This is a genomic window from Streptomyces sp. NBC_00377, from assembly GCF_036075115.1.
Classification (GTDB): Bacteria; Actinomycetota; Actinomycetes; order Streptomycetales; family Streptomycetaceae; genus Streptomyces.
On record NZ_CP107958.1, the window covers coordinates 7160113 to 7183661 of the forward strand.

21 protein-coding genes are annotated in these 23549 nt (G+C 71.9%); 16 read left to right on the top strand and 5 right to left on the bottom strand.

What is annotated here, in order from left to right; all coding sequences use genetic code 11:
• Positions 1 to 465: 465 nt before the first annotated feature.
• Complete coding sequence (locus OHS71_RS31805) at positions 466 to 1848, bottom strand: FAD-binding oxidoreductase (protein ID WP_328482765.1); 1383 nt, start codon at positions 1846 to 1848, stop codon at positions 466 to 468.
• Positions 1849 to 1918: 70 nt separating this feature from the next.
• The gene (locus OHS71_RS31810; RefSeq protein WP_328484709.1) at positions 1919 to 3721 is read right to left on the bottom strand and encodes a glycoside hydrolase family 15 protein; all 1803 of its coding nucleotides are present in this window, start codon (positions 3719 to 3721) and stop codon (positions 1919 to 1921) included.
• Between the two features lie 469 nt (positions 3722 to 4190).
• Here OHS71_RS31810 and OHS71_RS31815 point away from each other — a divergent pair, with 469 nt between their 5' ends.
• From OHS71_RS31815 to OHS71_RS31865, 11 genes are all read left to right on the top strand, one after another.
• The gene (locus OHS71_RS31815; protein ID WP_328482766.1) at positions 4191 to 5855 is read left to right on the top strand and encodes a CTP synthase; all 1665 of its coding nucleotides are present in this window, start codon (positions 4191 to 4193) and stop codon (positions 5853 to 5855) included.
• A gap of 92 nt (positions 5856 to 5947) precedes the next feature.
• The gene (locus tag OHS71_RS31820; RefSeq protein WP_328482767.1) at positions 5948 to 6574 is read left to right on the top strand and encodes an NUDIX hydrolase; all 627 of its coding nucleotides are present in this window, start codon (positions 5948 to 5950) and stop codon (positions 6572 to 6574) included.
• A gap of 206 nt (positions 6575 to 6780) precedes the next feature.
• Complete coding sequence (locus OHS71_RS31825; RefSeq protein ID WP_328482768.1) at positions 6781 to 8988, top strand: tetratricopeptide repeat protein; 2208 nt, start codon at positions 6781 to 6783, stop codon at positions 8986 to 8988.
• A 135-nt stretch (positions 8989 to 9123) separates the two neighbouring features.
• Entirely contained in the window at positions 9124 to 10248 is a 1125-nt protein-coding gene (ald, locus tag OHS71_RS31830; protein WP_328482769.1) for an alanine dehydrogenase, read from the top strand.
• A gap of 411 nt (positions 10249 to 10659) precedes the next feature.
• Positions 10660 to 11796 carry a ParA family protein gene (locus OHS71_RS31835; protein WP_328482770.1) on the top strand — a complete coding sequence of 379 codons (1137 nt, stop codon included), beginning with the start codon at positions 10660 to 10662 and terminating at the stop codon, positions 11794 to 11796.
• Positions 11781 to 12365, top strand: coding sequence for a hypothetical protein (locus tag OHS71_RS31840; RefSeq protein WP_328482771.1), 585 nt, complete (start codon positions 11781 to 11783; stop codon positions 12363 to 12365). The genes OHS71_RS31835 and OHS71_RS31840 overlap by 16 nt, the downstream gene beginning before the upstream one ends.
• Before the next feature lie 17 nt (positions 12366 to 12382).
• The gene (locus OHS71_RS31845; protein WP_328482772.1) at positions 12383 to 13456 is read left to right on the top strand and encodes a segregation and condensation protein A; all 1074 of its coding nucleotides are present in this window, start codon (positions 12383 to 12385) and stop codon (positions 13454 to 13456) included.
• 53 nt (positions 13457 to 13509) lie between these two features.
• Positions 13510 to 14082 carry an SMC-Scp complex subunit ScpB gene (gene scpB / locus OHS71_RS31850; protein WP_328484710.1) on the top strand — a complete coding sequence of 191 codons (573 nt, stop codon included), beginning with the start codon at positions 13510 to 13512 and terminating at the stop codon, positions 14080 to 14082.
• The gene (locus OHS71_RS31855; RefSeq protein ID WP_328482773.1) at positions 14082 to 15272 is read left to right on the top strand and encodes a pseudouridine synthase; all 1191 of its coding nucleotides are present in this window, start codon (positions 14082 to 14084) and stop codon (positions 15270 to 15272) included. Before scpB ends, OHS71_RS31855 begins: the two co-directional genes overlap by 1 nt.
• A gap of 96 nt (positions 15273 to 15368) precedes the next feature.
• Positions 15369 to 16097: an NUDIX hydrolase gene (locus OHS71_RS31860; RefSeq protein WP_328482774.1), complete on the top strand. Its 729-nt coding sequence runs from the start codon at positions 15369 to 15371 to the stop codon at positions 16095 to 16097.
• Complete coding sequence (locus OHS71_RS31865; protein ID WP_328482775.1) at positions 16094 to 17116, top strand: ADP-ribosylglycohydrolase family protein; 1023 nt, start codon at positions 16094 to 16096, stop codon at positions 17114 to 17116. The genes OHS71_RS31860 and OHS71_RS31865 overlap by 4 nt, the downstream gene beginning before the upstream one ends.
• A gap of 12 nt (positions 17117 to 17128) precedes the next feature.
• On the opposite strand, the gene OHS71_RS31870 is transcribed toward OHS71_RS31865, so the two are convergent.
• The 3 genes from OHS71_RS31870 to OHS71_RS31880 are packed head-to-tail and all read right to left on the bottom strand — an operon-like array spanning position 17129 to position 18806.
• Positions 17129 to 17548: a Rieske (2Fe-2S) protein gene (locus OHS71_RS31870; protein ID WP_328482776.1), complete on the bottom strand. Its 420-nt coding sequence runs from the start codon at positions 17546 to 17548 to the stop codon at positions 17129 to 17131.
• The gene (locus tag OHS71_RS31875; RefSeq protein WP_328482777.1) at positions 17545 to 18123 is read right to left on the bottom strand and encodes a DUF6529 family protein; all 579 of its coding nucleotides are present in this window, start codon (positions 18121 to 18123) and stop codon (positions 17545 to 17547) included. The genes OHS71_RS31870 and OHS71_RS31875 overlap by 4 nt, the downstream gene beginning before the upstream one ends.
• A 23-nt stretch (positions 18124 to 18146) precedes the next feature.
• Complete coding sequence (locus OHS71_RS31880; protein WP_328482778.1) at positions 18147 to 18806, bottom strand: hypothetical protein; 660 nt, start codon at positions 18804 to 18806, stop codon at positions 18147 to 18149.
• Between the two features lie 234 nt (positions 18807 to 19040).
• Between OHS71_RS31880 and aroH the strand changes: the two genes are divergently transcribed.
• From aroH to der, 5 genes are all read left to right on the top strand, one after another.
• Complete coding sequence (gene aroH, locus OHS71_RS31885) at positions 19041 to 19403, top strand: chorismate mutase (protein WP_328482779.1); 363 nt, start codon at positions 19041 to 19043, stop codon at positions 19401 to 19403.
• Positions 19400 to 20485 carry a prephenate dehydrogenase gene (locus OHS71_RS31890; protein ID WP_328482780.1) on the top strand — a complete coding sequence of 362 codons (1086 nt, stop codon included), beginning with the start codon at positions 19400 to 19402 and terminating at the stop codon, positions 20483 to 20485. The genes aroH and OHS71_RS31890 overlap by 4 nt, the downstream gene beginning before the upstream one ends.
• Before the next feature lie 132 nt (positions 20486 to 20617).
• Positions 20618 to 21304 carry a (d)CMP kinase gene (gene cmk / locus OHS71_RS31895; RefSeq protein ID WP_328482781.1) on the top strand — a complete coding sequence of 229 codons (687 nt, stop codon included), beginning with the start codon at positions 20618 to 20620 and terminating at the stop codon, positions 21302 to 21304.
• Positions 21305 to 21366: 62 nt separating this feature from the next.
• Positions 21367 to 21954: a lysophospholipid acyltransferase family protein gene (locus OHS71_RS31900; RefSeq protein ID WP_328484711.1), complete on the top strand. Its 588-nt coding sequence runs from the start codon at positions 21367 to 21369 to the stop codon at positions 21952 to 21954.
• A gap of 88 nt (positions 21955 to 22042) precedes the next feature.
• On the top strand, positions 22043 to 23527 hold the full coding sequence (gene der / locus OHS71_RS31905) for a ribosome biogenesis GTPase Der (protein ID WP_328482782.1): 1485 nt from the start codon (positions 22043 to 22045) through the stop codon (positions 23525 to 23527).
• Positions 23528 to 23549: the final 22 nt, after the last annotated feature.

The following is a 23549-nucleotide window of genomic DNA, read 5'->3' on the forward strand; positions in this document are numbered from 1 at the left end:
GCCGACCGGCTGGGCCACCGGGGGGGGGTGTGAGCGGGCGGAGGGCCGACCTGGGACGCCTTCGTCCTCGCCGCGGCGCTCGGCCGCGTCACCGACCGGGCCGTGCTCACTGCGGGCCCGGTTCGGGCGTCCGTGCGCGACCCGTACACCCTCGCCCGGAGCGCCGCCGGCAGCCGCCGTCACCCGTGGTCGGCCGTCACCCGTGGCGGGGCCGTCGGGCGCGCCGAGGCCGGCGCCGACCGCGCCGAAGTGGTCCGCGCCCTGCCCCCGGCGGTGGCCGCCACCGTCGGACCGGTCGGCCCGCTCGGCGCGGTGCGCTCCCGCATCGACGCCCCCGCCGAGGCGGGGCTCGACGAGATCGCGCTGGTCCCGGCGACGGGCGCCGGTCCGGCGGGGAGCGGACGCCGACGGCGCCGGCCGCGACGGCGGGGCTCGGGACGGGCTGACCGGCGGGGCGGGCAGCTCTCAGGCCGGCTTGATGTTGTGGTTGAAGCGGAACACGTTGTCGGGGTCGTACCACCGCTTCACGTCGGCGAGCCGACGGGCGTTCGCCTCGCCGACGCCCGCCACGACCCGGTCGGCGCCCTCGTCGCCGATGAAGTTGAGGTAGACCGCGCCCGTGCTCCACGGCTGTACGTCGGCCCGGACGTCCCGGACCCACTGGATGCACCGCTCGTCGTCCGCCGGGTCCGCCCACAGTCCGAAGGGGTGTACGCCCCACGGCGCGTCGCGGTAGGGCACGGGGTACTCGTGCGAGCCCGTGCCGATCGCGCCGCCCTGCGGGAACAGCGCGTGCAGCGTGCCGGTCGGCACGGGCATGGCCCGGCCGCGCGCGCAGTACACGTCCACGAAGTCGTCCGGGGCGCCGGTCAGGTACTCCGCCGACCAGTAGTTCCGCATCCCTGGCGGATCGTCGAGCATGCACTGGACGTCGGCGTACGGCATCGCCCCGACGACCTCCGCCTCGTGCGGCAGCGCCAGCAGCGGCTGGGCGAGCTTGCGCATGTCCTCCTCGGCGCCCGCGTACGTCAGCAGCGCCCCGCACAGCAGCGAGCCGACCAGGTGCGGCGGGACGAACTCCTCGGGCGGGCCCGCCACGTAGAGCACCGCGCCGCCCGCTTCGTCCGGGCCGGCCGTGATCACGTCCCGGTAGGTGCGGGTGACCTCGGGGCCGAACTCCGGCAGGTAGAGCAGCAGCGCGATGGAGAACTCGGGCATCTCGTGCAGCTTCAGGGTGAGCGAGGTGGCGACGCCGAAGTTGCCGCCGCCGCCGTGCAAGGCCCAGAACAGGTCCGGGTTCTCGTCGGCGCTCGCGTGGACCCGGTGGCCCTCCGCGGTGACCAGCTCGACGCCGAGCAGGTTGTCGACGGCCAGGCCGTACCGGCGGTCCAGCCAGCCGGTGCCGCCGCCCAGGACGAAGCCGCCGACGCCGGTGGTGGAGGCCCGTCCGCCGGTCGTGGCCAGGCCGTGGGGCTCGCAGGCGCGGTCCAGGTCGCTCATGGTGGCCCCGCCCGCGACCCGTACCGCCCGGGCGACGGGATCGACGGTGACTGTGCGCATGTGACGCAGGTCCACCACCACGGCTCCGTCGCCCAGTGCCATGCCGGCGACGCTGTGGCCGCCGCCGCGCACCGCGACCGGCAGGTCCAGGTCCCCGGCGAAGCGCACCGCCCGCACCACGTCGGACTCGTCCACGCACTGGGCGATCACGGCCGGACGGCGGTCGATCATCGCGTTGAAGACCGTCCGGGCCTCGTCGTAACCGGGGTCCTGCGGGGCGAACACGTCGCCGACCAGATCCTCGCGCAGCGCGGCCAGAGCCGCGCCCGCCTTCGATGGGGATGCCATGAGGCGCCCCCTTCCGGAAAGGGGCTGTTGTCGGCTCCCAGCCTAGGCGGGCGGGCGGCGCCGGTCCTGTTCAGCCGCCGTAGGCCCCCGACGCCGTCAGGCGCAGGGCCGTGTCGATCAGCGGGACGTGGCTGAAGGCCTGCGGGAAGTTGCCGACCTGGCGCTGGAGGCGCGGGTCCCACTCCTCGGCGAGCAGACCGAGGTCGTTGCGCAGGGAGAGCAGCTTCTCGAACAGCTTGCGGGCCTCGTCCACCCGGCCGATCATCGCGAGGTCGTCCGCCATCCAGAACGAGCAGGCCAGGAAGGCGCCCTCGTCACCGGGCAGACCGTCGACGCCCTCGTCGCCGCCCGAGGTCGGGTAGCGCAGGATGAAGCCGTCCGGGGTGGACAGCTCGCGCTGGATCGCCTCGATGGTGCCGATCACGCGCTTGTCGTCCGGGGGGAGGAAGCCCATCTGCGGGATGAGCAGCAGGGACGCGTCCAGCTCCTTCGAGCCGTAGGACTGCGTGAAGGTGTTGCGTTCCTTGTCGTAGCCCTTCTCGCACACGTCCCGGTGGATGTCGTCGCGCAGCTCGCGCCACTTCTCCAGCGGTCCGTCGGCGTCGCCGGACTCGATCAGCTTGATCGTCCGGTCCACGGCGACCCACGCCATGACCTTGGAGTGCACGAAGTGGCGGCGTGGCCCGCGCACCTCCCAGATGCCCTCGTCCGGCTCGTCCCAGTGGTCCTCGAGGTAGCGGATCAGCTTCAGCTGGAGCAGGGAGGCGTAGTCGTTGCGGGCCAGGCCCGTCATGTGGCCCAGGTGCAGGGCCTCGGTGACCTCGCCGTACACGTCCAGCTGGAGCTGGTGGGCGGCGCCGTTGCCGACCCGGACCGGGCCGGAGTTCTCGTAGCCGGGCAGCCAGTCGAGCTCGGCCTCGCCCAGCTCGCGCTCGCCCGCGATGCCGTACATGATCTGGAGGTTCTCGGGGTCGCCGGCGACGGCGCGCAGCAGCCACTCGCGCCAGGCGCGGGCCTCCTCGCGGTAGCCGGTGCGCAGCAGCGAGGACAGTGTGATGGCCGCGTCGCGCAGCCAGGTGTAGCGGTAGTCCCAGTTGCGGACGCCGCCGATGTCCTCGGGCAGGGAGGTGGTGGGCGCGGCGACGATGCCGCCGGTCGGGCCGTACGTCAGCGCCTTGAGCGTGATCAGCGAGCGGATCACGGCCTCGCGGTAGGGGCCGTGGTACGTGCAGTGCTCGACCCACTCGCGCCAGAAGTCCTCGGTGGCCTGGAGCGACTGCTCGGGTTCCGGGAGGGCGGGCGGCTGCTTGTGCGAGGGCTCCCACGAGATCGTGAACGCGATCCGGTCACCCGGCGCGACCGTGAAGTCGGCGTACGTGGTCAGCGACTTGCCGTAGGTCTCGCACTCGGTGTCGAACCAGACGGAGTCGGGGCCGGCGACGGCCACGGTGCGGCCCTCGTGCTTGTGCACCCACGGCACGACCCGGCCGTAGGAGAACCGCATCCGCAGCGCGGAGCGCATCGGGACGCGGCCCGAGACGCCCTCGACGATCCGGATCAGCTGGGGAGCGCCGTCACGAGGGGGCATGAAATCGGTCACGCGGACCGTGCCGCGCGGGGTGTCCCACTCGGATTCCAGGATCAGCGAGTCGCCCCGGTAGGTGCGCCGGGCGGCGCGCGGCGGGGGCGCGTCGGAGGCGTGCGCGGGGCCGAGGCGCCAGAAGCCGTGTTCCTCGGTGCCGAGCAGACCTGCGAAGATCGCGTGCGAGTCGAAGCGGGGCAGGCACAGCCAGTCGACTGTGCCGTCCCGGCAGACCAGTGCGGCGGTCTGCATGTCTCCGATGAGTGCGTAGTCTTCGATGCGCCCGGCCACGTGCAACTCCAGTCGAACGGCCACGTCACCCCCGTCAGGAACGGGGGCTGTCGCTAGTGCGGTCAAGGGGTCGTTTGTATTGCGTCGTTGAGCGCTGAAGCAAAGCAGCCGCTCAGCCATATAGGCAAAACGCCGATTCATGCTCAACGAACTGACGAGCTCTCGTTGTTCCGGTGGGGGTACGGGCGGGGGTGTGCCGTCTTGCCGACCGGGCTCGGCAGTGAGTGTCCGAGCAGGATACGACGCACGTAGATGATCTGCGTGCCGCTCCCGGCAACGCGAGTGGGCCGAACGGGTGAGCAGCCGGTGGGAAACCGGTGCTCGGGGGCCACCCGTGTCGACCCGTGCGCGGAGAGTGGCCGGAAGCCATCTCTCCGAGGCGCTGATACCCTGGTAGCCCGTGGACCGGTGGTCTCGAAGCCCCCGAACCGCACCTCCGAATCGCGACCACGGGAGCCCCCTCTTGGCCATGACGCCCAAATCCACGACGACCAAGCACATCTTCGTCACCGGGGGTGTCGCCTCCTCGCTCGGCAAGGGTCTGACGGCCTCCAGCCTCGGCATGCTGCTGAAGGCACGGGGACTGCGGGTCGTGATGCAGAAGCTCGACCCGTACCTGAACGTCGACCCGGGCACGATGAACCCCTTCCAGCACGGTGAGGTCTTCGTCACCAACGACGGCGCCGAGACCGACCTGGACATCGGGCACTACGAGCGCTTCCTCGACCGTGACCTCGACGGCTCCGCCAACGTCACCACGGGCCAGGTCTACAACACGGTGATCGCCAAGGAGCGGCGCGGCGAGTACCTGGGAGACACGGTCCAGGTCATCCCGCACATCACGAACGAGATCAAGCACCGCATCCGCCGCATGGCGACGGACGAGGTCGACGTGGTGATCACCGAGGTCGGCGGCACGGTCGGCGACATCGAGTCGCTGCCGTTCCTGGAGACGGTCCGCCAGGTCCGGCACGAGGTCGGCCGGGACAACGTCTTCGTGGTGCACATCTCTCTCCTGCCGTACATCGGCCCCTCGGGCGAGCTGAAGACCAAGCCGACCCAGCACTCGGTCGCCGCGCTCCGCAACATCGGTATCCAGCCGGACGCGATCGTGCTGCGCTGCGACCGCGAGGTGCCGACCGCGATCAAGCGCAAGATCTCGCTGATGTGCGACGTCGACGAGGACGCGGTGGTGGCCTGTCCCGACGCCCGCTCGATCTACGACATCCCGAAGACCGTCCACGGCGAGGGCCTGGACGCCTACGTCGTCCGCAAGCTGGACCTGCCGTTCCGCGATGTGGACTGGACGACCTGGGACGACCTGCTCGACCGCGTCCACAACCCCGACCACGAGGTCACCCTCGCGCTGGTCGGCAAGTACATCGACCTGCCCGACGCCTATCTCTCGGTCACCGAGGCGCTGCGGGCCGGCGGCTTCGCCAACAAGGCCCGCGTGAAGATCAAGTGGGTCACCTCGGACGACTGCAAGACCCCCGCGGGCGCCAGGGCGCAGCTCGAGGACGTCGACGGGATCTGCATCCCGGGCGGCTTCGGCGACCGCGGTGTGCTCGGCAAGGTCGGCGCGATCCGCTACGCCCGCGAGAACCGCATCCCGCTGCTCGGCCTGTGCCTGGGTCTGCAGTGCATCGTGATCGAGGCCGCGCGCAACCTGGCCGACATCGGCGACGCCAACTCCACCGAGTTCGACCCGGCCACCGCCCACCCGGTCATCTCCACCATGGCCGAGCAGCTCGACATCGTGGCCGGCGAGGGCGACATGGGCGGAACGATGCGCCTGGGCATGTACCCGGCCAAGCTGGCCGAGGGCTCCATCGTCCGTGAGGTGTACGACGGCAAGGAGTACGTCGAGGAGCGGCACCGTCACCGCTACGAGGTGAACAACGGCTACCGGGCCGAGCTCGAGAAGAAGGCGGGCATCCTGTTCTCCGGCACCTCGCCGGACGGCAAGCTCGTCGAGTACGTCGAGTACCCGCGTGACGTCCACCCCTACCTGGTGGCCACGCAGGCCCATCCCGAGCTGCGCTCGCGGCCCACGCGTCCGCACCCGCTGTTCGCCGGCCTGGTGAAGGCGGCGGTGCAGCGGACCGTCGAAGCGGGGCGGAGTTCGAAGTAACACACCAGTTGTACGGTGGCCGGGGTGCAAACCTTCAAGGGTGGGTACCCCGGTTTTCGTTTGCGCACGTGGCACGTGGAAGGACGCATGGCATGACGATCAAGGACACCGCCGAGGCGTGGGAGATCCGGTCCAGCGAGACGCCCTTCGTCGGCAAGAAGACTGCCGTCCGCACGGACGAGGTGGTCATGCCCGACGGCTCGGTGGTCCGCCGGGACTACCAGGTCCACCCGGGGTCCGTGGGCGTCCTCGCCCTGGACGACGACGACCGTGTCCTGCTCATCAAGCAGTACCGCCACCCCGTGCGGATGAAGCTGTGGGAGGTACCGGCCGGGCTGCTCGACGTGCCCGGCGAGAACCCGCTGCACGCGGCCCAGCGCGAGCTGTACGAGGAGGCGCACGTCAAGGCCGAGGACTGGCGGGTGCTGGCCGACGTGTACCCGACGGCGGGCGGCTGCGACGAGTCGGTGCGCATCTTCCTGGCCCGCGGCCTGTCCGAGGCGGACGGGGAGCGCTTCGAGGTGGAGGACGAGGAGGCCGACATGGAGCACGCACGCGTGCCGGTCGACGAGCTCGTCCGGGGTGTGCTCGCGGGGGACCTGCACAGCAACTGCCTCGTCGTGGGTGTCCTCTCCCTGGTCGCCGCGCGCGCCGGCGACGGGCTCGACGCGCTGCGCCCGGCGGAGGCGCCCTGGCCGGCCCGCCCGTTCGAGGCGTGACGCGCCGTCCTGCACCCCTCCGGAGACCGTCCCGTCCCCGTCCCGTTTCCCCGTCCGGTGTGACGATCGGCTGATCCGATCGGGGGATGTCTCGTGGTCCCCGCCGTGCTCCTCCCGGAACGTCGCAGAGCGTGAACTAGGCTCGGGAATCGCCCGATCCGGAGTCCCGGCGGGCTTGCGCGTGCGGTAGGACGGGAGTGTGGCCCGTGACGGACCAGGCAGTGGACACAGGCGGCGTGCAGCTGTCGGGACACGCTGCGACGGAGGGCCATTTCCTGGGCCGTACCCGGGAGTTGAAAGAACTGCGCGCCGACATCGAGCGCGCCGGGCTGGACACCATCTCCGGGCGGAAGGCCCCACGCGCGCGCGTGCTCCTCATCGCCGGCCGGCCCGGCTCCGGACGCACGGCGCTCGCCGAGGAGCTCGTCCGCCAGGTCGGCGACCGCTACGAGGACGGCGTCCTGCGCGCCCGTCTCGCGGAGCCCGACGGCACACCCGTGCCGGTCGAGCGAGCCGCCCGAGAACTGCTCGCCGCGCTGGACGTGCCGGCCCCGCCCGGCGCCGACGAGGACGAGCTCGCGGCCCTCCTGCGCCGAGCCCTCGCCGAGCGCCGCGTGCTGCTCCTGCTGGACGACGCGGCCGGCGCCGAACAGGTCGACGCGCTGCTCCCGGACGCCCCCCAGTGCCTGCTCGTCGCCGTCTCCGCCGGACCGCTCACCGGCATCGCGGACGTGCGCCCCTGCACCCTGGGCGGCCTGGACACCAAGTCCGGCCTCGAACTGCTGACCCGGTACACCGGCTCGGTCCGTATCACCGTCGACCCGCGCTCCGCCGAGGGTCTCGTGGAGGCCTGCCAGGGGCATCCCGCCGCGCTGAACCTGGCCGGCGGCTGGCTCGCCGCCCGTCCCCAGGCGGCCGTCGCCGACCTCGCCAAGCAACTCCACGCGGAGGGCGACGAGGGGACCCCCCTCAGCCGGGTCTTCCGGCTCGTGCACGCGGCGCTGCCCGCGCCCGCCGCCCGGATCCTGCGCCTGCTCTGCCTCGCCCCCGCCGGCCTCGCCGACCCGCACACCGCCTCCGCCCTCGCCGGCTGCTCGGTGGGCGCCGCCCGCACCACCCTGGACGACCTCGCCGCTCTGGGCCTGCTGCGGCCCCTGGACTCGCCGCTGCCCCAGTACGAGGTCCCCGGATGCCTGTACCCCCTGCTGCGCGCCGCCGCCGAGACGCTCGACCGCCCGGCCGAACTCCAGCTGGCCCGGGCCCGCATGCTGGAGCGGACGGTACGGCTGCTCCAGTCCTGCCGGGCCGTCACGGAGACCGACAACCCCCAGGCCCGCGAGAAGCTCCAGGGCATGCCCAGCGCCGTGCGCTTCCCCACCCCGCGCGCCGCCGCCGAGTGGCTGCGCGCCCGCCGGCCCGCCCTGCTCGCCTCGGCCCGTCTCGCCGTCGGCGACGGGGAGCTGGACACCCTGGCCCGCCGGCTGATGTCCCAGCTGGTCAGGGCGATGGTCGCGCACTTCGGCACCCAGGCGGCGGCGCCCGACCTGTACGGCATCCACCAGCTCGTCCTCGACGTGGCCGAGCGCCGGAACCTGCCCCGTGAGAAGGCCGCCGCCCTGCTGAACCTCGCCGACGTCGATGCCAGGACCGGCCGCACGACGGAGGCGCTGGTGCGCTACCGGGCCGCGCTGGACGCCGGACGGGAGGCGAGCGACCCGTACGCGATCGGCCGCGCGATGGAATCCGTAGGCGGTGCGCACCTCCAGCTCGAGGACCACGACAGGGCCGCCGACTGGTTCGGCCGGGCCCTCGCCCAGCGCCTGGCCCGCGACGAGCGCGCGGACGCCGCCCGGCTCTACGGCCGCATCGCCACCGCCCACACCTACGCGGGCCGCTACGGGGAGGCGCAGCGGGCCTGGCGGGCGGCGGCGGCGGGACACCGCAAGAACGGTGACGTCGGCGCGTACGCGCGGGCGCTGAGCGAGCTGGCCCGGGTGCAGGAGTACGCGGGACGCCCCGAGGAGTCGCTGCGCACCTGTCAGGAGGCCGTGGAGTGGGCCCGGCGCGCCGAGGACACCCGCCTCCAGGCCGCCGTACAGCTGAGGCTGGCCGACACCCTGGAGCGCCTCGGCGATCCGGTGGCGGCCGGCCTGCACCGGAGCGCGGCCGAGCGCATCCTGGGAGAGGAGCTCCCGGACGGCGAGCCGAAGGCGGACCCGCGGCCGACGTCGGATCCGGAGCCGCAGCCGGGCGCCGGGCCGCAGCCGGGTGCCGGGCCGCGGTCGGAGACGAAGGCGGATGCGGGGCCTGATGCGGGGCCGGAATCGCAGGCGAATGCGGTGCCGGAACAGCCCGGTCACCTGGAACACCGCGCTAACACCTGCGAAATCCGCAGTACATCCGCAGAAGATTGATGCAATGAAAGGCTAGACAGCGGGAACGCCTTCATTAAACTGGCTCTGCCGCACGTTCTCCTGCGGTGCGTCCCGGTGTGCCCCGTATCTCCGGGAATGTCTTGCTGTGCCCCCACACCCTCTGAGCCAAGGACCGTGATCCACGTGAAGGTCGGCATCCCCCGCGAGGTCAAGAACAACGAGTTCCGGGTGGCCATCACCCCCGCCGGTGTGCACGAACTGGTGCGCCACGGCCACCAGGTCGTCGTCGAACGCAACGCCGGTGTCGGCTCGTCCATCACGGACGAGGAGTACGTGGCCGCCGGTGCGCGCATCCTCGGGACCGCCGACGAGGTGTGGGCCACGGCCGACCTGCTGCTGAAGGTCAAGGAGCCCATCGCCGAGGAGTACCACCGCCTCCGCAAGGACCAGACGCTGTTCACGTACCTGCACCTGGCCGCGTCCAAGGAGTGCACGGACGCCCTCGTGGAGTCCGGCACCACGGCGATCGCCTACGAGACCGTCGAGCTGCCGAGCCGTGCGCTGCCGCTGCTCGCCCCGATGTCCGAGGTCGCGGGCCGGCTGGCGCCCCAGGTCGGCGCCTACCACCTGATGCGCGCCAACGGCGGCCGCGGTGTGCTGCCCGGTGGTGTGCCGGGCGTGCTGGCCGCCAAGGCGGTCGTCATCGGCGGCGGGGTCTCCGGCTGGAACGCGGCGCAGATCGCCATCGGCATGGGCTTCCACGTGACCCTGCTCGACAAGGACATCAACAAGCTCAAGGAAGCCGACAAGATCTTCGGCACGCGGATCCAGACGGTCGTCTCCAACGCCTTCGAGCTGGAGAAGGCCTGTCTGGAGGCGGACCTCGTCATCGGCGCCGTCCTCATCCCGGGCGCCAAGGCCCCCAAGCTGGTCACCAACGAGCTGGTGTCCCGGATGAAGCCGGGAAGTGTCCTTGTCGACATCGCGATCGACCAGGGCGGCTGCTTCGAGGACTCCCGTCCGACCACCCACGCCGAGCCGACCTTCCCGGTCCACGAGTCGGTCTTCTACTGCGTCGCCAACATGCCCGGCGCGGTCCCCAACACCTCGACCTACGCGCTCACCAACGCCACGCTGCCCTACATCGTCGAACTCGCCGACAAGGGCTGGGTGGAGGCGCTGCGCCGCGACCCGGCGCTGGCCAAGGGCCTCAACGCCCATGACGGCAAGGTCGTTTACCGCGAGGTCGCGGAGGCGCACGGCCTGGAGCACGTGGAGCTGGACTCCCTGCTCGGCTGAGCCCCGGCCCACGCGGCCGGCCAAGTGACCCAAGGAAAAAGGCGATACGTCAACACGGTCGTCAACCCCGCGCACCAGGCCGGACCTTGCCCGACAAGGTCCGGCCGGATGTGTGTATGGTCACTTTGCGGCTCTCGGCCAACTCGCCTCGAACGTAACGCTTCGACCGATTCGTACACCGGCGAAACCTGCCGTGCGACGGCCGTACGCCCTTGACAGCGGGATGTTTCATTGCCGACACATCGGGCCGGGTCCGGCGGATTGTGTTGCTGCGGACACCCGACACGCCATAGAGTCGCCAACCGTCGGCATGGTGCCACGCTGACCTTGTCTAGAAGTTTCCTGGTCACCAAGGAGGTAAGACGACTTGTGAATGAGTCGACATTTGCTCCCGGGGGTGGTCAACCAGGAATGCCGACGCGGGCCCAGGTTTCCGCGGGGCCCGAGGCTGTCGGCTCCGTCGCTGTCCGAACCTTCGCAGCCCACCAGAGCCAGCGCAGCCCTCATATGGCTCTGTCAGCACACCAGAGCATGGATGGCCATTACGTGAACGCCATGGCCGGCGACGGAAGTGGCGCGCCCCACAACCAACTCGCCGACTACGACGAACTGCCCGAAGGGCACTTCTACGATCCCGATGCCGAGTACGAGCCGGACCCGGAATACGCGGCCACGCTCGCGCCCGACGCGGCCCGACAGCGCCGTGAGCGCGTCGGTCCGACCGGACGCCCGCTGCCGTACTTCCCGATCCCGGGCCCGCTGACCCAGCACGGCCCCGCGACGATCATCGCGATGTGCAACCAGAAGGGCGGCGTGGGCAAGACGACGTCGACCATCAACCTGGGTGCCGCGCTCGCGGAGTACGGCCGGCGCGTGCTGCTCGTGGACTTCGACCCGCAGGGCGCGCTGTCGGTCGGTCTCGGCGTCAACCCGATGGAGCTCGACCTCACCGTCTACAACCTGCTCATGGAGCGGGGCATGGCGGCGGACGAGGTGCTCCTCAAGACGGCGGTCCCGAACATGGACCTGCTGCCCAGCAACATCGACCTGTCGGCCGCCGAGGTCCAGTTGGTCTCCGAGGTCGCGCGCGAGTCCACGCTCCAGCGTGCGCTCAAGCCGCTGATGGACGACTACGACTACATCGTCATCGACTGTCAGCCCTCGCTCGGCCTGCTCACCGTGAACGCCCTGACGGCCGCTCACAAGGTGATAGTGCCGCTGGAGTGCGAGTTCTTCGCCCTTCGTGGTGTGGCGCTGCTGACCGAGACCATCGAGAAGGTCCAGGAACGGCTCAACCCGGAACTGGAGCTCGACGGGATCCTCGCCACGATGTACGACTCGCGCACCGTGCACAGCCGTGAGGTGCTCGCGCGGGTGGTCGAGGCCTTCGACGACCACGTCTACCACACGGTCATCGGGCGCACCGTCCGCTTCCCGGAGACCACGGTCGCCGGTGAGCCGATCACCACGTACGCCTCCAACTCCGTCGGCGCCGCCGCCTACCGTCAGCTCGCCAGGGAGGTGCTCGCCCGGTGTCACGCCGAGTGAGTCTGCCGGGGGCCGACGAACTCTTCCGTACGACAGGGGGAACGGCGCTTCAGCCGTCCGCGCCCCGGCGTCCCGCCAACGGCGAGGCCCGGGTGCCCGCGCCGGCCGGCGAGAGCGACGGGGTGGCGGCCGGCGGCGCGGAGGACGCGCCGCAGGCCGTGCCCGCGCAGGGCGGTGACGGCGGGGGCGCCGAGCACGTGGCGGCCGACTCGGGCCGGACCGACGCCGGGGAGTCCCGCACCCGGGGTGCGCCCGGAGAACGCTCCGAGGGCCGTCAGGGCCCGCAGGAAGGTTCTGCCTCCGCCGCCGCCGACAGCCAGGCGCGCAAGCGCGCACGGCAGGCGGCCCGCAGGCCCAGCGGCCGGGAGCGGCACGACGAGAAGATCACCGTCTATGTCTCCGCCGAGGAGCTCATGGACCTGGAGCACGCCCGGCTGGTGCTCCGCGGCGAGCACGGGCTGGCCGTGGACCGGGGGCGCATCGTCCGCGAGGCGGTCGCCGTTGTCCTCGCCGACCTGGAGAGCCGCGGGGACGCCAGCATCCTCGTACGACGACTTCGCGGGCGGTAGCGGTAGCCTGCGGGGCCATGACCTCGAACGACGCTCCCGCATCTGCCTCCGGCGGCTCAGCCGGCCGCAGGCGTGCGCTGGGGCGCGGGCCGGGGCCGGCTCCGCCGGAGCCGGTCGCCACGCCCGAGGCGCCCGAGGTGGTGTCCCCGGCGCCTGCCGCGCCGCCGGCCGAGCCCGCCGCTCCCGCCGACGAGCGGGGCGGCGGCGGGCCCGAGGGACGGCAGCCGTTCGACGCCGGGCCCTCGGGGCCTCCCGGGCCCTCCGAGCCCCCCGAATCCCCTGACGGGGTCTTCACGGTCCGGCTCGCCAACTTCGAGGGGCCCTTCGACCTGCTGCTTCAGTTGATCTCCAAGCACAAGATGGACGTCACCGAGGTCGCGCTGTCGAAGGTCACCGACGAGTTCATGGCGCACATCCGCGCGATGGGCCCCGACTGGGACCTGGACCAGACGACCGAGTTCCTCGTCGTCGCCGCCACCCTGCTCGATCTCAAGGCGGCCCGGCTGCTGCCCGCCGCGGAGGTCGAGGACGAGGCGGACCTGGCGCTGCTGGAGGCACGGGATCTGCTGTTCGCCCGGCTGCTCCAGTACCGGGCCTACAAGCGGGTCGCCGACATCTTCACGCAGCGGCTGGAGAGCGAGGCCCGCCGCTATCCCCGTACCGTCGGACTCGAGCCGCACCACGCGGAGCTGCTGCCCGAGGTCGTCATCAGCATCGGCGCGGAGGGGTTCGCGCGGCTGGCGGTCAAGGCCATGCAGCCCAGGGCCAAGCCGCAGGTGTACGTGGACCACATCCACGCCCCGCTGGTGAGCGTGCAGGAGCAGGCCGGGATCGTCGTCGCACGGCTCAGGGAGCTCGGCGAGGCGAGCTTCCGCACGCTGGTGGAGGACACCGACGACACCCTGACCGTCGTGGCCCGTTTCCTGGCGCTGCTCGAGCTGTACCGGGAGAAGGCCGTGGCCCTCGACCAGGAGAGCGCGCTCGGCGAGCTGCTGGTGCGCTGGACCGGTGGCGACGGGGAGGCACAGCCGGTGGTCACGGACGAGTTCGACCGGCCGCCCGAGGAGCCCGAGAAGGAGACGAAGACGTGACCGAGGAGACCGTCGCCGCACTCGACCTCAAGCCGGCCCTGGAGGCCGTCCTGATGGTCGTCGACGAACCCGCGACCGAGGAGCACCTCGCGAAGATCCTCCAGCGGCCGAGGCGCAAGGTCGCGGACGCGCTGCGCGAGCTGGCCGACGAGTACACCGTGCAGGGGCGGGGCTTCGAGCTGAGGCTCGTCGCGGGCGGCTGGCGGTTCTACTCCCGGCCCGAGTACGCGGCCGCCGTGGAGGGCTTCGTGCTCGACGGCCAGCAGGCCCGGCTCACCCAGGCGGCGCTGGAGACCCTGGCGGTCGTCGCCTACCGCCAGCCGGTCAGCCGCAGCCGGGTCTCCGCGGTGCGCGGAGTGAACTGCGACGGCGTGATGCGCACCCTGCTCCAGCGCGGTCTGGTCGAGGAGGCGGGCGCGGAACCCGAAACAGGTGCGATCCTGTACGTGACGACGAACTACTTTCTGGAGCGGATGGGCCTGCGCGGTCTGGACGAGCTCCCGGAGCTCGCGCCCTTTCTCCCCGAGGCGGAGGCGATCGAGGCCGAGATGCAGGAAGGGGTCCCGTCGTTCGATCCGGACGCACCGGATGCAGATGCAGACGACACGACGACGACGGAACTTTGATGCGAAGCAGTGGCAGCGGCAGTGGCAGGAACAACGGGCGCGGCAAGCCCCGGGGCGCCGGTGGGGGCGGTTCCCAGTCGAGGGGCGGCTCGGGAGGCCGCGACGACAGGTCGAGGGGCGGCTCCGGAGGCCGTGACGACAGGTCGAGGGGTGGCTCCGGAGGCCGTGACGACCGGCCCCAGGGCGGGGGAGGGCGCGACGACAGGCCGAAGCGCCCGAGCAAGCCCCGTCCCGAGGAGCGCCGCTACGACGTAGGCCCCGGCGCCACCCACGAGGGCCCGAAGGCCGGACGCGGCGGAGCGGCCCGCGGCGGCGCCAAGGGCGGCCCCAGGCAGGGCCAGCAGCGCGGCGGACGCACGGAGCCGGCGCGCTCCCGCGAGTACGAGACGCGCGCCGAGGAGCGCAACCGGGACCGGTACGCGGGCAAGCCGGAGATCAAGCTCCCCAAGACCTTCCCGGGCGCCGAGCAGGAGGGCGAGCGGCTTCAGAAGGTCCTCGCGCGTGCGGGTTACGGCTCCCGGCGTGCCTGTGAGGAGCTGATCGAGCAGGCCCGCGTCGAGGTCAACGGTGAGATCGTCCTGGAGCAGGGCAAGCGGGTCGACCCGGAGAACGACGAGGTCAAGGTCGACGGTCTGACGGTCGCCACCCAGTCGTACCAGTTCTTCTCGCTGAACAAGCCGGCCGGCGTCGTCTCCACGATGGAGGACAACGAGGGCCGTCAGTGCCTCGGCGACTACGTGACCAACCGCGAGACGCGGCTGTTCCACGTGGGGCGGCTGGACACCGAGACCGAGGGCGTCATCCTGCTCACCAACCACGGCGAGCTGGCGCACCGGCTGACCCACCCCAAGTACGGCGTGAAGAAGGTCTACCTCGCGCACATCGTGGGCCCGATCCCGCGTGACCTGGGCAAGCAGCTGAAGGACGGCATCCAACTGGAGGACGGGTACGCGAAGGCGGACCACTTCCGGGTCGTCGAGCAGACCGGCAAGAACTACCTGGTCGAGGTGACCCTGCACGAGGGTCGCAAGCACATCGTGCGCCGGATGCTGGCGGAGGCCGGGTTCCCGGTCGACAAGCTGGTCCGCGTCGCCTTCGGTCCGATCACCCTGGGCGACCAGAAGTCGGGCTGGCTGCGACGGCTGTCCAACACCGAGGTCGGCATGCTGATGAAGGAAGTCGACCTGTAGGACTGGTGAAGCTCCGGCGCCGGGAACTCCCGGGGCTCCGGGGCCTTGTGCGCGACCGCACCCCCTATTTATAGTCGAGATGACTATTAAGAGGGGGTGTTCGTCGTGCGGGGTTATGACAAGTACGCCCACGAACCCTTCGCCGTCACCGTCGATCTCGCCGTCCTCACCCTCCGCGCGGGCGCACTGCACGTGCTGCTCGTCGAGCGGGGCCAGGAGCCGTACGCCGGCCGGTGGGCGCTGCCCGGGGGCTTCGTGCGGCCGGACGAGTCCGCCGAGACGGCCGCCCGGCGCGAACTCGCCGAGGAGACCGGCCTGAAGGACGTCCGCGGACTGCACCTGGAGCAGCTGCGCACCTACAGCGAACCCGGCCGCGACCCCCGGATGCGGGTCGTGTCCGTCGCCTTCGCCGCACTGCTGCCCGACGCCCCCGAGCCGACGGGCGGCGGCGACGCGGCCCGGGCGGCCTGGCTGCCGCACGACGACGCGGAGCCGCTCGCCTTCGACCACGACCGGATCCTCGCCGACGCCCACGACCGGGTCGGGGCCAAGCTCGAGTACACCTGCCTCGCCACGGCCTTCTGTCCGCCCGAGTTCACCCTCGGAGAACTCCAGCAGGTCTACGAGACGGTGTGGGGGACGGAGCTCGACCGCCCCAACTTCCGTCGCAAGGTGCTCGCGAGCCCCGGGTTCGTCGAACTCGTGCCCGGCGCCGTACGTCTGACCGGCGGTCGCGGAAAGCCCGCCGCCCTGTACCGCGCGGGCACCGCCACCGCGCTCCACCCGCCCCTGCTGCGACCGCCCCGGGAAGGACGATCCGCATGACCACCTCGACCACCGTCAGGAAGCGCGCCACCGGGTCCCTGCTGGGACTCGCGCTGGGGGACGCCCTCGGATTCCCCACCGAGTTCAACGACGTTCCGTCGATCGTCGCCAAGTGCGGCCCCTGGCGGCAGATGGAACTGCCCGCGCGCGCATTCGTGTCCGACGACACCCAGATGACCCTCGCGGTCGGGCGGGCCATGCGGACCGCCATGGACCGGGGGCTGCTCGTGCCCACGGCGCTGGCCCGCCCGCTGCGGGAGGAGTTCGTGGCCTGGTACCGGTCGCCGGACAACAACCGGGCCCCGGGACGGACCTGTCTGACCGCCTGCGAACTGCTCGAGGACGAGCGCCGCGACTGGCGGGACGCCAGTCAGGCCGGCTCCAAGGGCTGCGGCGCCAACATGCGCGTCGCCCCCGTCGGCCTCGCCCCCGGGCTCAGCGAGGAGCAGCGCGCGGGCGCCGCCCAGCTCCAGTCCGCCCTCACCCACGGGCACCCCACCGCGCTCGCCGCCTCCGACCTCACCGCCCACGCCGTACGGCTGCTGACCCAGGGCGCCGAGCCGGCGGCCCTGACCGGCCTCCTGCGGACGTACGCCCTCGACAACCGTTCGCGCTACCACCACCGCTGGCTCGGCGACCTGTGGACCCGCAGCCAGGACCCGAGCCCGGAGCAGTTCATCGCGCGCGGCTGGGACGACTGCCTGGGCGTGCTGGAGCGTCTCCAGGAGGCCCTGCGCGACCCCGCGCCCGAGAGCGACCCGTGTCTGGCCACCGGGGCGGGATGGATCGCCGAGGAGGCCATGGCCACCGGCCTGCTGTGCTTCCTGCTCTTCCCCGACGAACCGGTGGCCGCGCTGCGCCGGGCCGCCTGCTCGTCCGGGGACTCCGACTCCATCGCCTGTCTGGCGGGCGCCTTCGCGGGCGCGTACGCCGGGGCCGACGCCTGGCCGACGGCATGGGCGGACCGGATCGAGTACCAGGGGGAACTGGTGACGCTCGGGGCGCTCTGGGACCAGTGACCGCCGCCGGGCTCAGGCCAGGTTGATCGCGCCGCCCTCGACCGTGATGTTCTTCGCGGGCAGCGGCTTGGGCGCCGGGCCGCCGGCCACCGAGCCGTCGGCGATGCGGAACTCGCTCTTGTGGCAGGGGCAGTGGATGATGCCGTCGGCGATGCTGCCGACGGTGCAGCCCTGGTGGGTGCAGACCGCGGAGAACGCCTTGAAGTCGCCCTTCGCGGGCTGGGTGACGACGACCTTCTCCTCCGCGAAGATCTTGCCGCCGCCGACGGGGATGTCGGTCGTCTTCGCCAGTTCCTGGCCGGCGGAGGCGTTCGAGGACTGCTGGGACGACGAGTCGTCCTTGCCGCCGTACTCGCCGCAGCCCGTGGCGAGCGCTGCTGCCGCGCCGCCCGTCGCCAGGAGAACCGTGCGCCGTGTCGCGGGGAGGGTCATGTCGTCACTCCGAAGGTGCGGAAGAACCAGAGGGCCGAGGTCAGCCAGATGATCGTCAGGACGGCGAGGACCAGCCCGCCGACGATCGGAAGCAGCCAGCCCGGGAGTCGCTCCGAACGGAGCAGCAGCATCTTGGCACTGAATGCGCCGAAGAAGAAACAACCCAGGAGGGAGTGCCACAAAACGCGCGTTTCGTATGTCTGATAGCCAAGCGCGTACAGGCAGTGCACCGCAACCGGGACCGCGATCAGAAAGGCCGCGCGGCCGGACCAGCGGTGCAGCGTGCCGGACCAGGCGGGCCCCGGCAGCTTTCCGTACAGCATCAGCGCCGAGACCAGCTGGATCAGCGCGAAGGACATCGCGGTCGTCGCCAGCCACGACTTGACCGCGCCCGTGCTGCTGAAGCCGGCCAGATTGAAGGCCGTCCCGGCCGGGTCGTGGACCTTGCCGTACACGCCCAGGGCGAGCGCCACCGCGGCGGCGACGAGCGCCGGGACCAGGTAGCGGGCCGGATGCGGATCGTGCCGCGCGGGCCCCGGGAATCCCTGGGTGGCGGCGTTCGGGTCGACGGTCATGATGGCTCCCTGCTCGAAGGGGGTCAGGGGGTTGCGGGGCGGGCCGTGAGCCGCTGTCCGTCGACCGTCACCGCGCCGGTCTCCGGGTCGATGCGGGGCGCGGGGGCGGGCTCGCCGTCGCGGGTGACGATGCCGACCTGGGTGCCGTCCTTCAGCACGATCCAGCCGCCGTCGATCTTCGCGGAGCGCACGGTGGCCGTCGCCCGCCACAGCCCGGACGGCTTCTTCGCCCGGTCCGCCGAGAAGGCGTGCCGCCCGCCGCCCACGCTGACCGTGCCGTCGACGCTCCTGCCCTCCTGGAGCGTGCCGTCGAGTGTCGCCCCGTGCTCGCCGGTGAGCCGCAGCGTGCCGTCGTCCTCCACGTCGCCCCTGAGCCAGGACTCCTTCGTGCGGCCGTCGCAGAAGTAGGCGATCGCCTTGCCGTCGCGGACGGAGACGGCGATCGCCGCCGCGTCGTCGTCTGTGCGGCCCGCGTAGTCGGCGTCGGCGGCCGGGACCCGGGAGGGCGAGGGGGTGGCAGTCGGTGAGGGGGAGGCCGCGCTCCGGGCGGGGAGCGGGCTCGGCGACTTCTCCTCGTACGAGGACGAGGCGGTCCTCGTCCCCGTGGTCGCGTTCAGTGTCAGCAGGCACAGGCCGAGCACCAGTCCCGCGAGAAGGGTGAGCAGGGGTCCTGGACGCTTCATGTCGGGCCTTCCCCGGTGCGGGCGTGCTGCCGTCGAGTGCCATGAGAGCGCAGGCCGCACCCGACGTAAAGGGCGTACGGGGGCGTACCCGTCTCGGCAAGCGGGCGGCGCGCCCCGGACCGGCGGGGGCTGACTAGGCTGGCTGCGTCAGGAGCCGTAGCCGGCACACCGGTGCCGGACTGCGTGAGTACGTGACTACGTGACTACGTGACTACGTGAGCAAGGAGCAGCGCCGTGGCGGTACGAGCGGTCCGGGGAGCCGTGCAACTCGAGCGGGACGAGGCGGGCCACATGGACGAGCAGGTCGGGGCCCTGCTCACCGCCGTCCTGGAGCGCAACTCGCTCAGCGCCGACGACCTGATCAGCATCTGGTTCACGGCTACACCGGACCTGCACAGCGACTTCCCGGCGGCCGCGGCCCGCAAGCTGGGCATCGTCGACGTGCCGCTGATCTGCGCCCAGGAACTCGACATCGCGGGCGCCATGCCGCGCGTCGTCCGAGTCCTCGCCCACGTCGAGTCCGACACGGCGCGCGCGGACATCAGCCATGTCTACCTCGGCGCAGCCGCCGCCCTGCGCAGGGACATCGCGCAGTGAGGACCGCGCTCGTCCTCGGAACCGGCCTGATCGGCACGTCCGCCGCCCTGGCCCTCGCCCAGCGGGGCGTCGTCGTGCACCTCGCCGACCACGACCCCGGACAGGCCCGCACCGCGGCGGCGCTCGGCGCCGGCACCGACGAGGAGCCCGAGGGCCCGGTCGACCTCGCGATCGTCGCCGCCCCGCCCGCCCATGTGGCCGGCGTGCTCGCCGACGCCATGCGGCGGGGGGTGGCCCGCGGATACCTCGACGTGGCCAGCGTGAAGGGCGGCCCGCGCCGCGAACTCCAGGCGCTCGGCCTCGACCTGTCGGCGTACATCGGCACGCACCCCATGTCCGGCCGGGAGAAGTCGGGCCCGCTGGCCGCGACCGGCGACCTGTTCGAGGGCCGCCCCTGGGTGCTGACACCGACCAGGGACACCGACACCGAGGTGCTGAACCTCGCCCTGGAGCTGGTCTCGCACTGCCGTGCCGTCCCGGTGGTCATGGACGCGGACGCCCACGACCGGGCGGTGGCGCTGGTCTCCCACATGCCCCACCTGGTCTCCAGTCTGGTCGCGGCGCGCCTGGAGCACGCCGAGGAGGCCGCCGTCCGGCTGTGCGGGCAGGGCATCCGGGACGTCACCCGGATCGCCGCCTCCGAACCCGGCATGTGGATCGACATCCTGTCCGCGAACCCGGGCCCGGTCGCCGACCTTCTCACCGACGTCGCCTCCGACCTGGAGGAGACGGTCCAGGCCCTGCGCTCCCTCCAGTCCTCCGACGATGCCAAGCGGCGCGAGGGCGTCGGCGGCATCCAGGACGTGCTGCGCCGCGGCAACGCGGGCCAGGTCCGCGTCCCCGGCAAGCACGGGGCCGCTCCGCGGGCGTACGAGGTGGTGGCGGTGCTCATCGACGACCAGCCCGGCCAGCTGGCCCGCATCTTCGCCGACGCGGGACAGGCCGGGGTCAACATCGAGGACGTACGCATCGAACACGCGACCGGGCAGCAGGCGGGTCTGGTGCAGCTGATGGTCGAGCCGAAGTCCGCGGTGGTGCTGTCCTCGGCCTTGCGTGAGAGGGGCTGGGCGATCCGGCAGTAGGCGCGTCCCGCGTCGCGGGCGCCCGGTGCGGAACGGGTACCGGCCGGACGAGTGACGCGCGGCCGGTAACCTGGTGCGGGGCACAGTCGCGCCCCGTACCTCCACCGCCTCGCACCAGGAAGGTGTCCCTCCGTGGAAAACGGCGCCGCCCAGCCCGTGATTGTCGCCATCGACGGCCCCTCGGGCACGGGCAAGTCGAGCACGTCCAAGGCCGTGGCCGCCCGGCTCGGGCTGAGCTACCTGGACACCGGCGCCCAGTACCGGGCGATCACGTGGTGGATGGTGAACAACGGGATCGACATCGAGGACCCCTCGGCGATCGCCGCCGTCGCCGACAAGCCGGAGATCGTCTCCGGCACCGACCCGGCCGGTCCGGTGATCACGGTCGACGGCACCGATGTGGCCGGACCGATCCGGACTCCGGAGGTCACCGCCAAGGTCAGCGCGGTGAGCGCCGTACCGGAGGTGCGGGCCCGGATCACCGAGCTCCAGCGCTCGCTGGCGGCCTCCGCCGAGCAGGGGATGGTCGTCGAGGGCCGGGACATCGGTACGACCGTGCTGCCCGGCGCCGACCTGAAGGTGTTCCTCACCGCGTCCCCGGAGGCCCGTGCCGCCCGGCGCAGCGGTGAGCTGAAGGGCGCGGACGTCCACAGCACGCGCGAGGCGCTGATCAAGCGGGACACGGCCGACTCCTCGCGCAAGACCTCCCCGCTCGCCAAGGCGGACGACGCCGTCGAGGTGGACACCACCGAGCTGACGCTGAACCAGGTCATCGAGTGCGTCGTCACCCTCGTCGAGGAGAAGCGGGCGGCGAAGTGACTTCTGGGTCCACGCCCTCGCTCAAGGGCGCCGAGGTCGGGCGGCGCATCGGCGTCGGCCTGATGTACGGGCTGTTCAAGCCGCGTGTGCTGGGTGCCTGGAAGGTGCCGGCGAGCGGCCCGCTGATCTTCGCGATCAACCACTCCCACAACGTCGACGGCCCGATGGTGATGGGCGTGGCGCCCCGGCCGACGCACTTCCTGATCAAGAAGGAAGCGTTCATCGGCCCTCTCGACCCGTTCCTGACCGCCATCGGCCAGCTCAAGGTCGACCGCGACACCACCGACCGGACGGCGATCACCCGCGCGCTGGGCGTGCTGGAGAACGGCGGAGTCCTCGGGATCTTCCCGGAGGGCACGCGCGGCGAGGGCGACTTCGCCGCCCTGCGCGCCGGTCTCGCGTACTTCGCGGTGCGCGGCGGGGCTCCGATCGTGCCCGTCGCCGTGCTGGGAAGTTCCGAACGGAGTGGACGGTTGATAAAGGCACTGCCACCGCTGCGCTCCCGTGTCGACGTCGTCTTCGGCGAGCCGTTCGAGGCGGGCGACGGCAGCGGGCGGCGTACCCGCAAGGCGCTGGACGCGGCCACCGAACGCATCCAGAAGCAGCTTGCCGCACACCTGGAAAACGCCAGGCGCCTGACCGGGCGCTGAGCGACACTGAATAACCGAGTAGTGGATCAACCCGCACAAAACGGCTGCTCCACCGATCACCACGAATGAACGACGAGGTACGGACTTCATGAACGACCACATCCAGCCCGACGGCTCGGAAGCCTTCGAGCACGATCACGGGGCGCTCGGCGACGCCGAGTACGCGGAGTTCATGGAGCTCGCCGCCGTCGAGGGCTTCGACATCGAGGACGTCGAGGGGGCGATCGAGGAGGCCGGCCACGGGCCGCTGCCCGTGCTCGCCGTCGTCGGCCGCCCCAATGTCGGCAAGTCGACCCTGGTCAACCGGATCATCGGCCGCCGCGAGGCCGTCGTCGAGGACAAGCCGGGCGTCACCCGGGACCGGGTCACCTACGAGGCCGAGTGGTCGGGCCGCCGCTTCAAGCTCGTCGACACCGGCGGCTGGGAGCAGGACGTCCTCGGCATCGACGCCTCCGTGGCCGCACAGGCCGAGTACGCGATCGAGGCGGCCGACGCCGTCGTGTTCGTCGTCGACGCCAAGGTCGGCGCCACCGACACCGACGAGGCGGTCGTACGGCTGCTGCGCAAGGCCGGCAAGCCCGTCGTGCTGGCCGCCAACAAGGTCGACGGCCCGAGCGCCGAGGCCGACGCGGCCTACCTGTGGTCCCTGGGCCTCGGCGAGCCGCACCCGATCTCCGCGCTGCACGGCCGCGGCACCGGCGACATGCTCGACGCCGTCCTGGAGGCCCTTCCGGAGGCTCCCGCCCAGACCTTCGGCACCGCGGTCGGCGGCCCGCGCCGCATCGCGCTCATCGGCCGCCCGAACGTCGGCAAGTCCTCGCTGCTGAACAAGGTGGCGAACGAGGAGCGTGTCGTCGTCAACGAGATCGCGGGAACCACCCGTGACCCGGTCGACGAGCTGATCGAACTCGGCGGCGTGACCTGGAAGTTCGTCGACACGGCGGGCATCCGCAAGCGCGTCCACCTCCAGCAGGGCGCCGACTACTACGCCTCGCTGCGCACCGCGGCCGCCGTCGAGAAGGCCGAGGTGGCGGTCATCCTGATCGACGCCTCGGAGTCCATCTCGGTCCAGGACCAGCGCATCGTCACCATGGCCGTCGACGCGGGCCGCGCCCTCGTCATCGCCTACAACAAGTGGGACACCCTCGACGAGGAGCGCCGCTACTACCTGGAGCGGGAGATCGAGACCGAGTTCGCGCAGGTCGCCTGGGCGCCCCGGGTGAACGTCTCGGCCCGCACCGGCCGGCACATGGAGAAGCTGGTCCCGGCGATCGAGGCCGCCCTGGCCGGCTGGGAGACCCGCGTCCCGACGGGCCGCCTCAACGCCTTCCTCGGCGAGCTGGTCGCGGCCCATCCGCACCCGGTCCGGGGCGGCAAGCAGCCGCGCATCCTGTTCGGCACGCAGGCGGGGACCAAGCCCCCGCGGTTCGTCCTCTTCGCCTCCGGCTTCATCGAGGCGGGCTACCGGCGCTTCATCGAGCGCCGGCTGCGCGAGGAGTTCGGCTTCGAGGGCACCCCGATCCACATCTCGGTGCGGGTGCGGGAGAAGCGCGGCGCCAACAAGAAGAAGTAGCACGGTACGGCTGGAGGGCGGC

Bases quoted from the DNA above. Each gene is read 5' to 3' on its own strand.
- OHS71_RS31805 (WP_328482765.1), bottom strand. From the start codon at position 1,848: ATGGCATCCCCATCGAAGGCGGGCGCGGCTCTGGCCGCGCTGCGCGAG.
- OHS71_RS31815 (WP_328482766.1), top strand. From the start codon at position 4,191: ATGACGCCCAAATCCACGACGACCAAGCACATCTTCGTCACCGGGGGT.
- OHS71_RS31820 (WP_328482767.1), top strand. From the start codon at position 5,948: ATGACGATCAAGGACACCGCCGAGGCGTGGGAGATCCGGTCCAGCGAG.
- OHS71_RS31835 (WP_328482770.1), top strand. From the start codon at position 10,660: ATGCCGACGCGGGCCCAGGTTTCCGCGGGGCCCGAGGCTGTCGGCTCC.
- OHS71_RS31845 (WP_328482772.1), top strand. From the start codon at position 12,383: ATGACCTCGAACGACGCTCCCGCATCTGCCTCCGGCGGCTCAGCCGGC.
- scpB (WP_328484710.1), top strand. From the start codon at position 13,510: ATGGTCGTCGACGAACCCGCGACCGAGGAGCACCTCGCGAAGATCCTC.
- OHS71_RS31855 (WP_328482773.1), top strand. From the start codon at position 14,082: ATGCGAAGCAGTGGCAGCGGCAGTGGCAGGAACAACGGGCGCGGCAAG.
- OHS71_RS31865 (WP_328482775.1), top strand. From the start codon at position 16,094: ATGACCACCTCGACCACCGTCAGGAAGCGCGCCACCGGGTCCCTGCTG.
- OHS71_RS31870 (WP_328482776.1), bottom strand. From the start codon at position 17,548: ATGACCCTCCCCGCGACACGGCGCACGGTTCTCCTGGCGACGGGCGGC.
- OHS71_RS31875 (WP_328482777.1), bottom strand. From the start codon at position 18,123: ATGACCGTCGACCCGAACGCCGCCACCCAGGGATTCCCGGGGCCCGCG.
- OHS71_RS31880 (WP_328482778.1), bottom strand. From the start codon at position 18,806: ATGAAGCGTCCAGGACCCCTGCTCACCCTTCTCGCGGGACTGGTGCTC.
- OHS71_RS31900 (WP_328484711.1), top strand. From the start codon at position 21,367: ATGTACGGGCTGTTCAAGCCGCGTGTGCTGGGTGCCTGGAAGGTGCCG.
- der (WP_328482782.1), top strand. From the start codon at position 22,043: ATGAACGACCACATCCAGCCCGACGGCTCGGAAGCCTTCGAGCACGAT.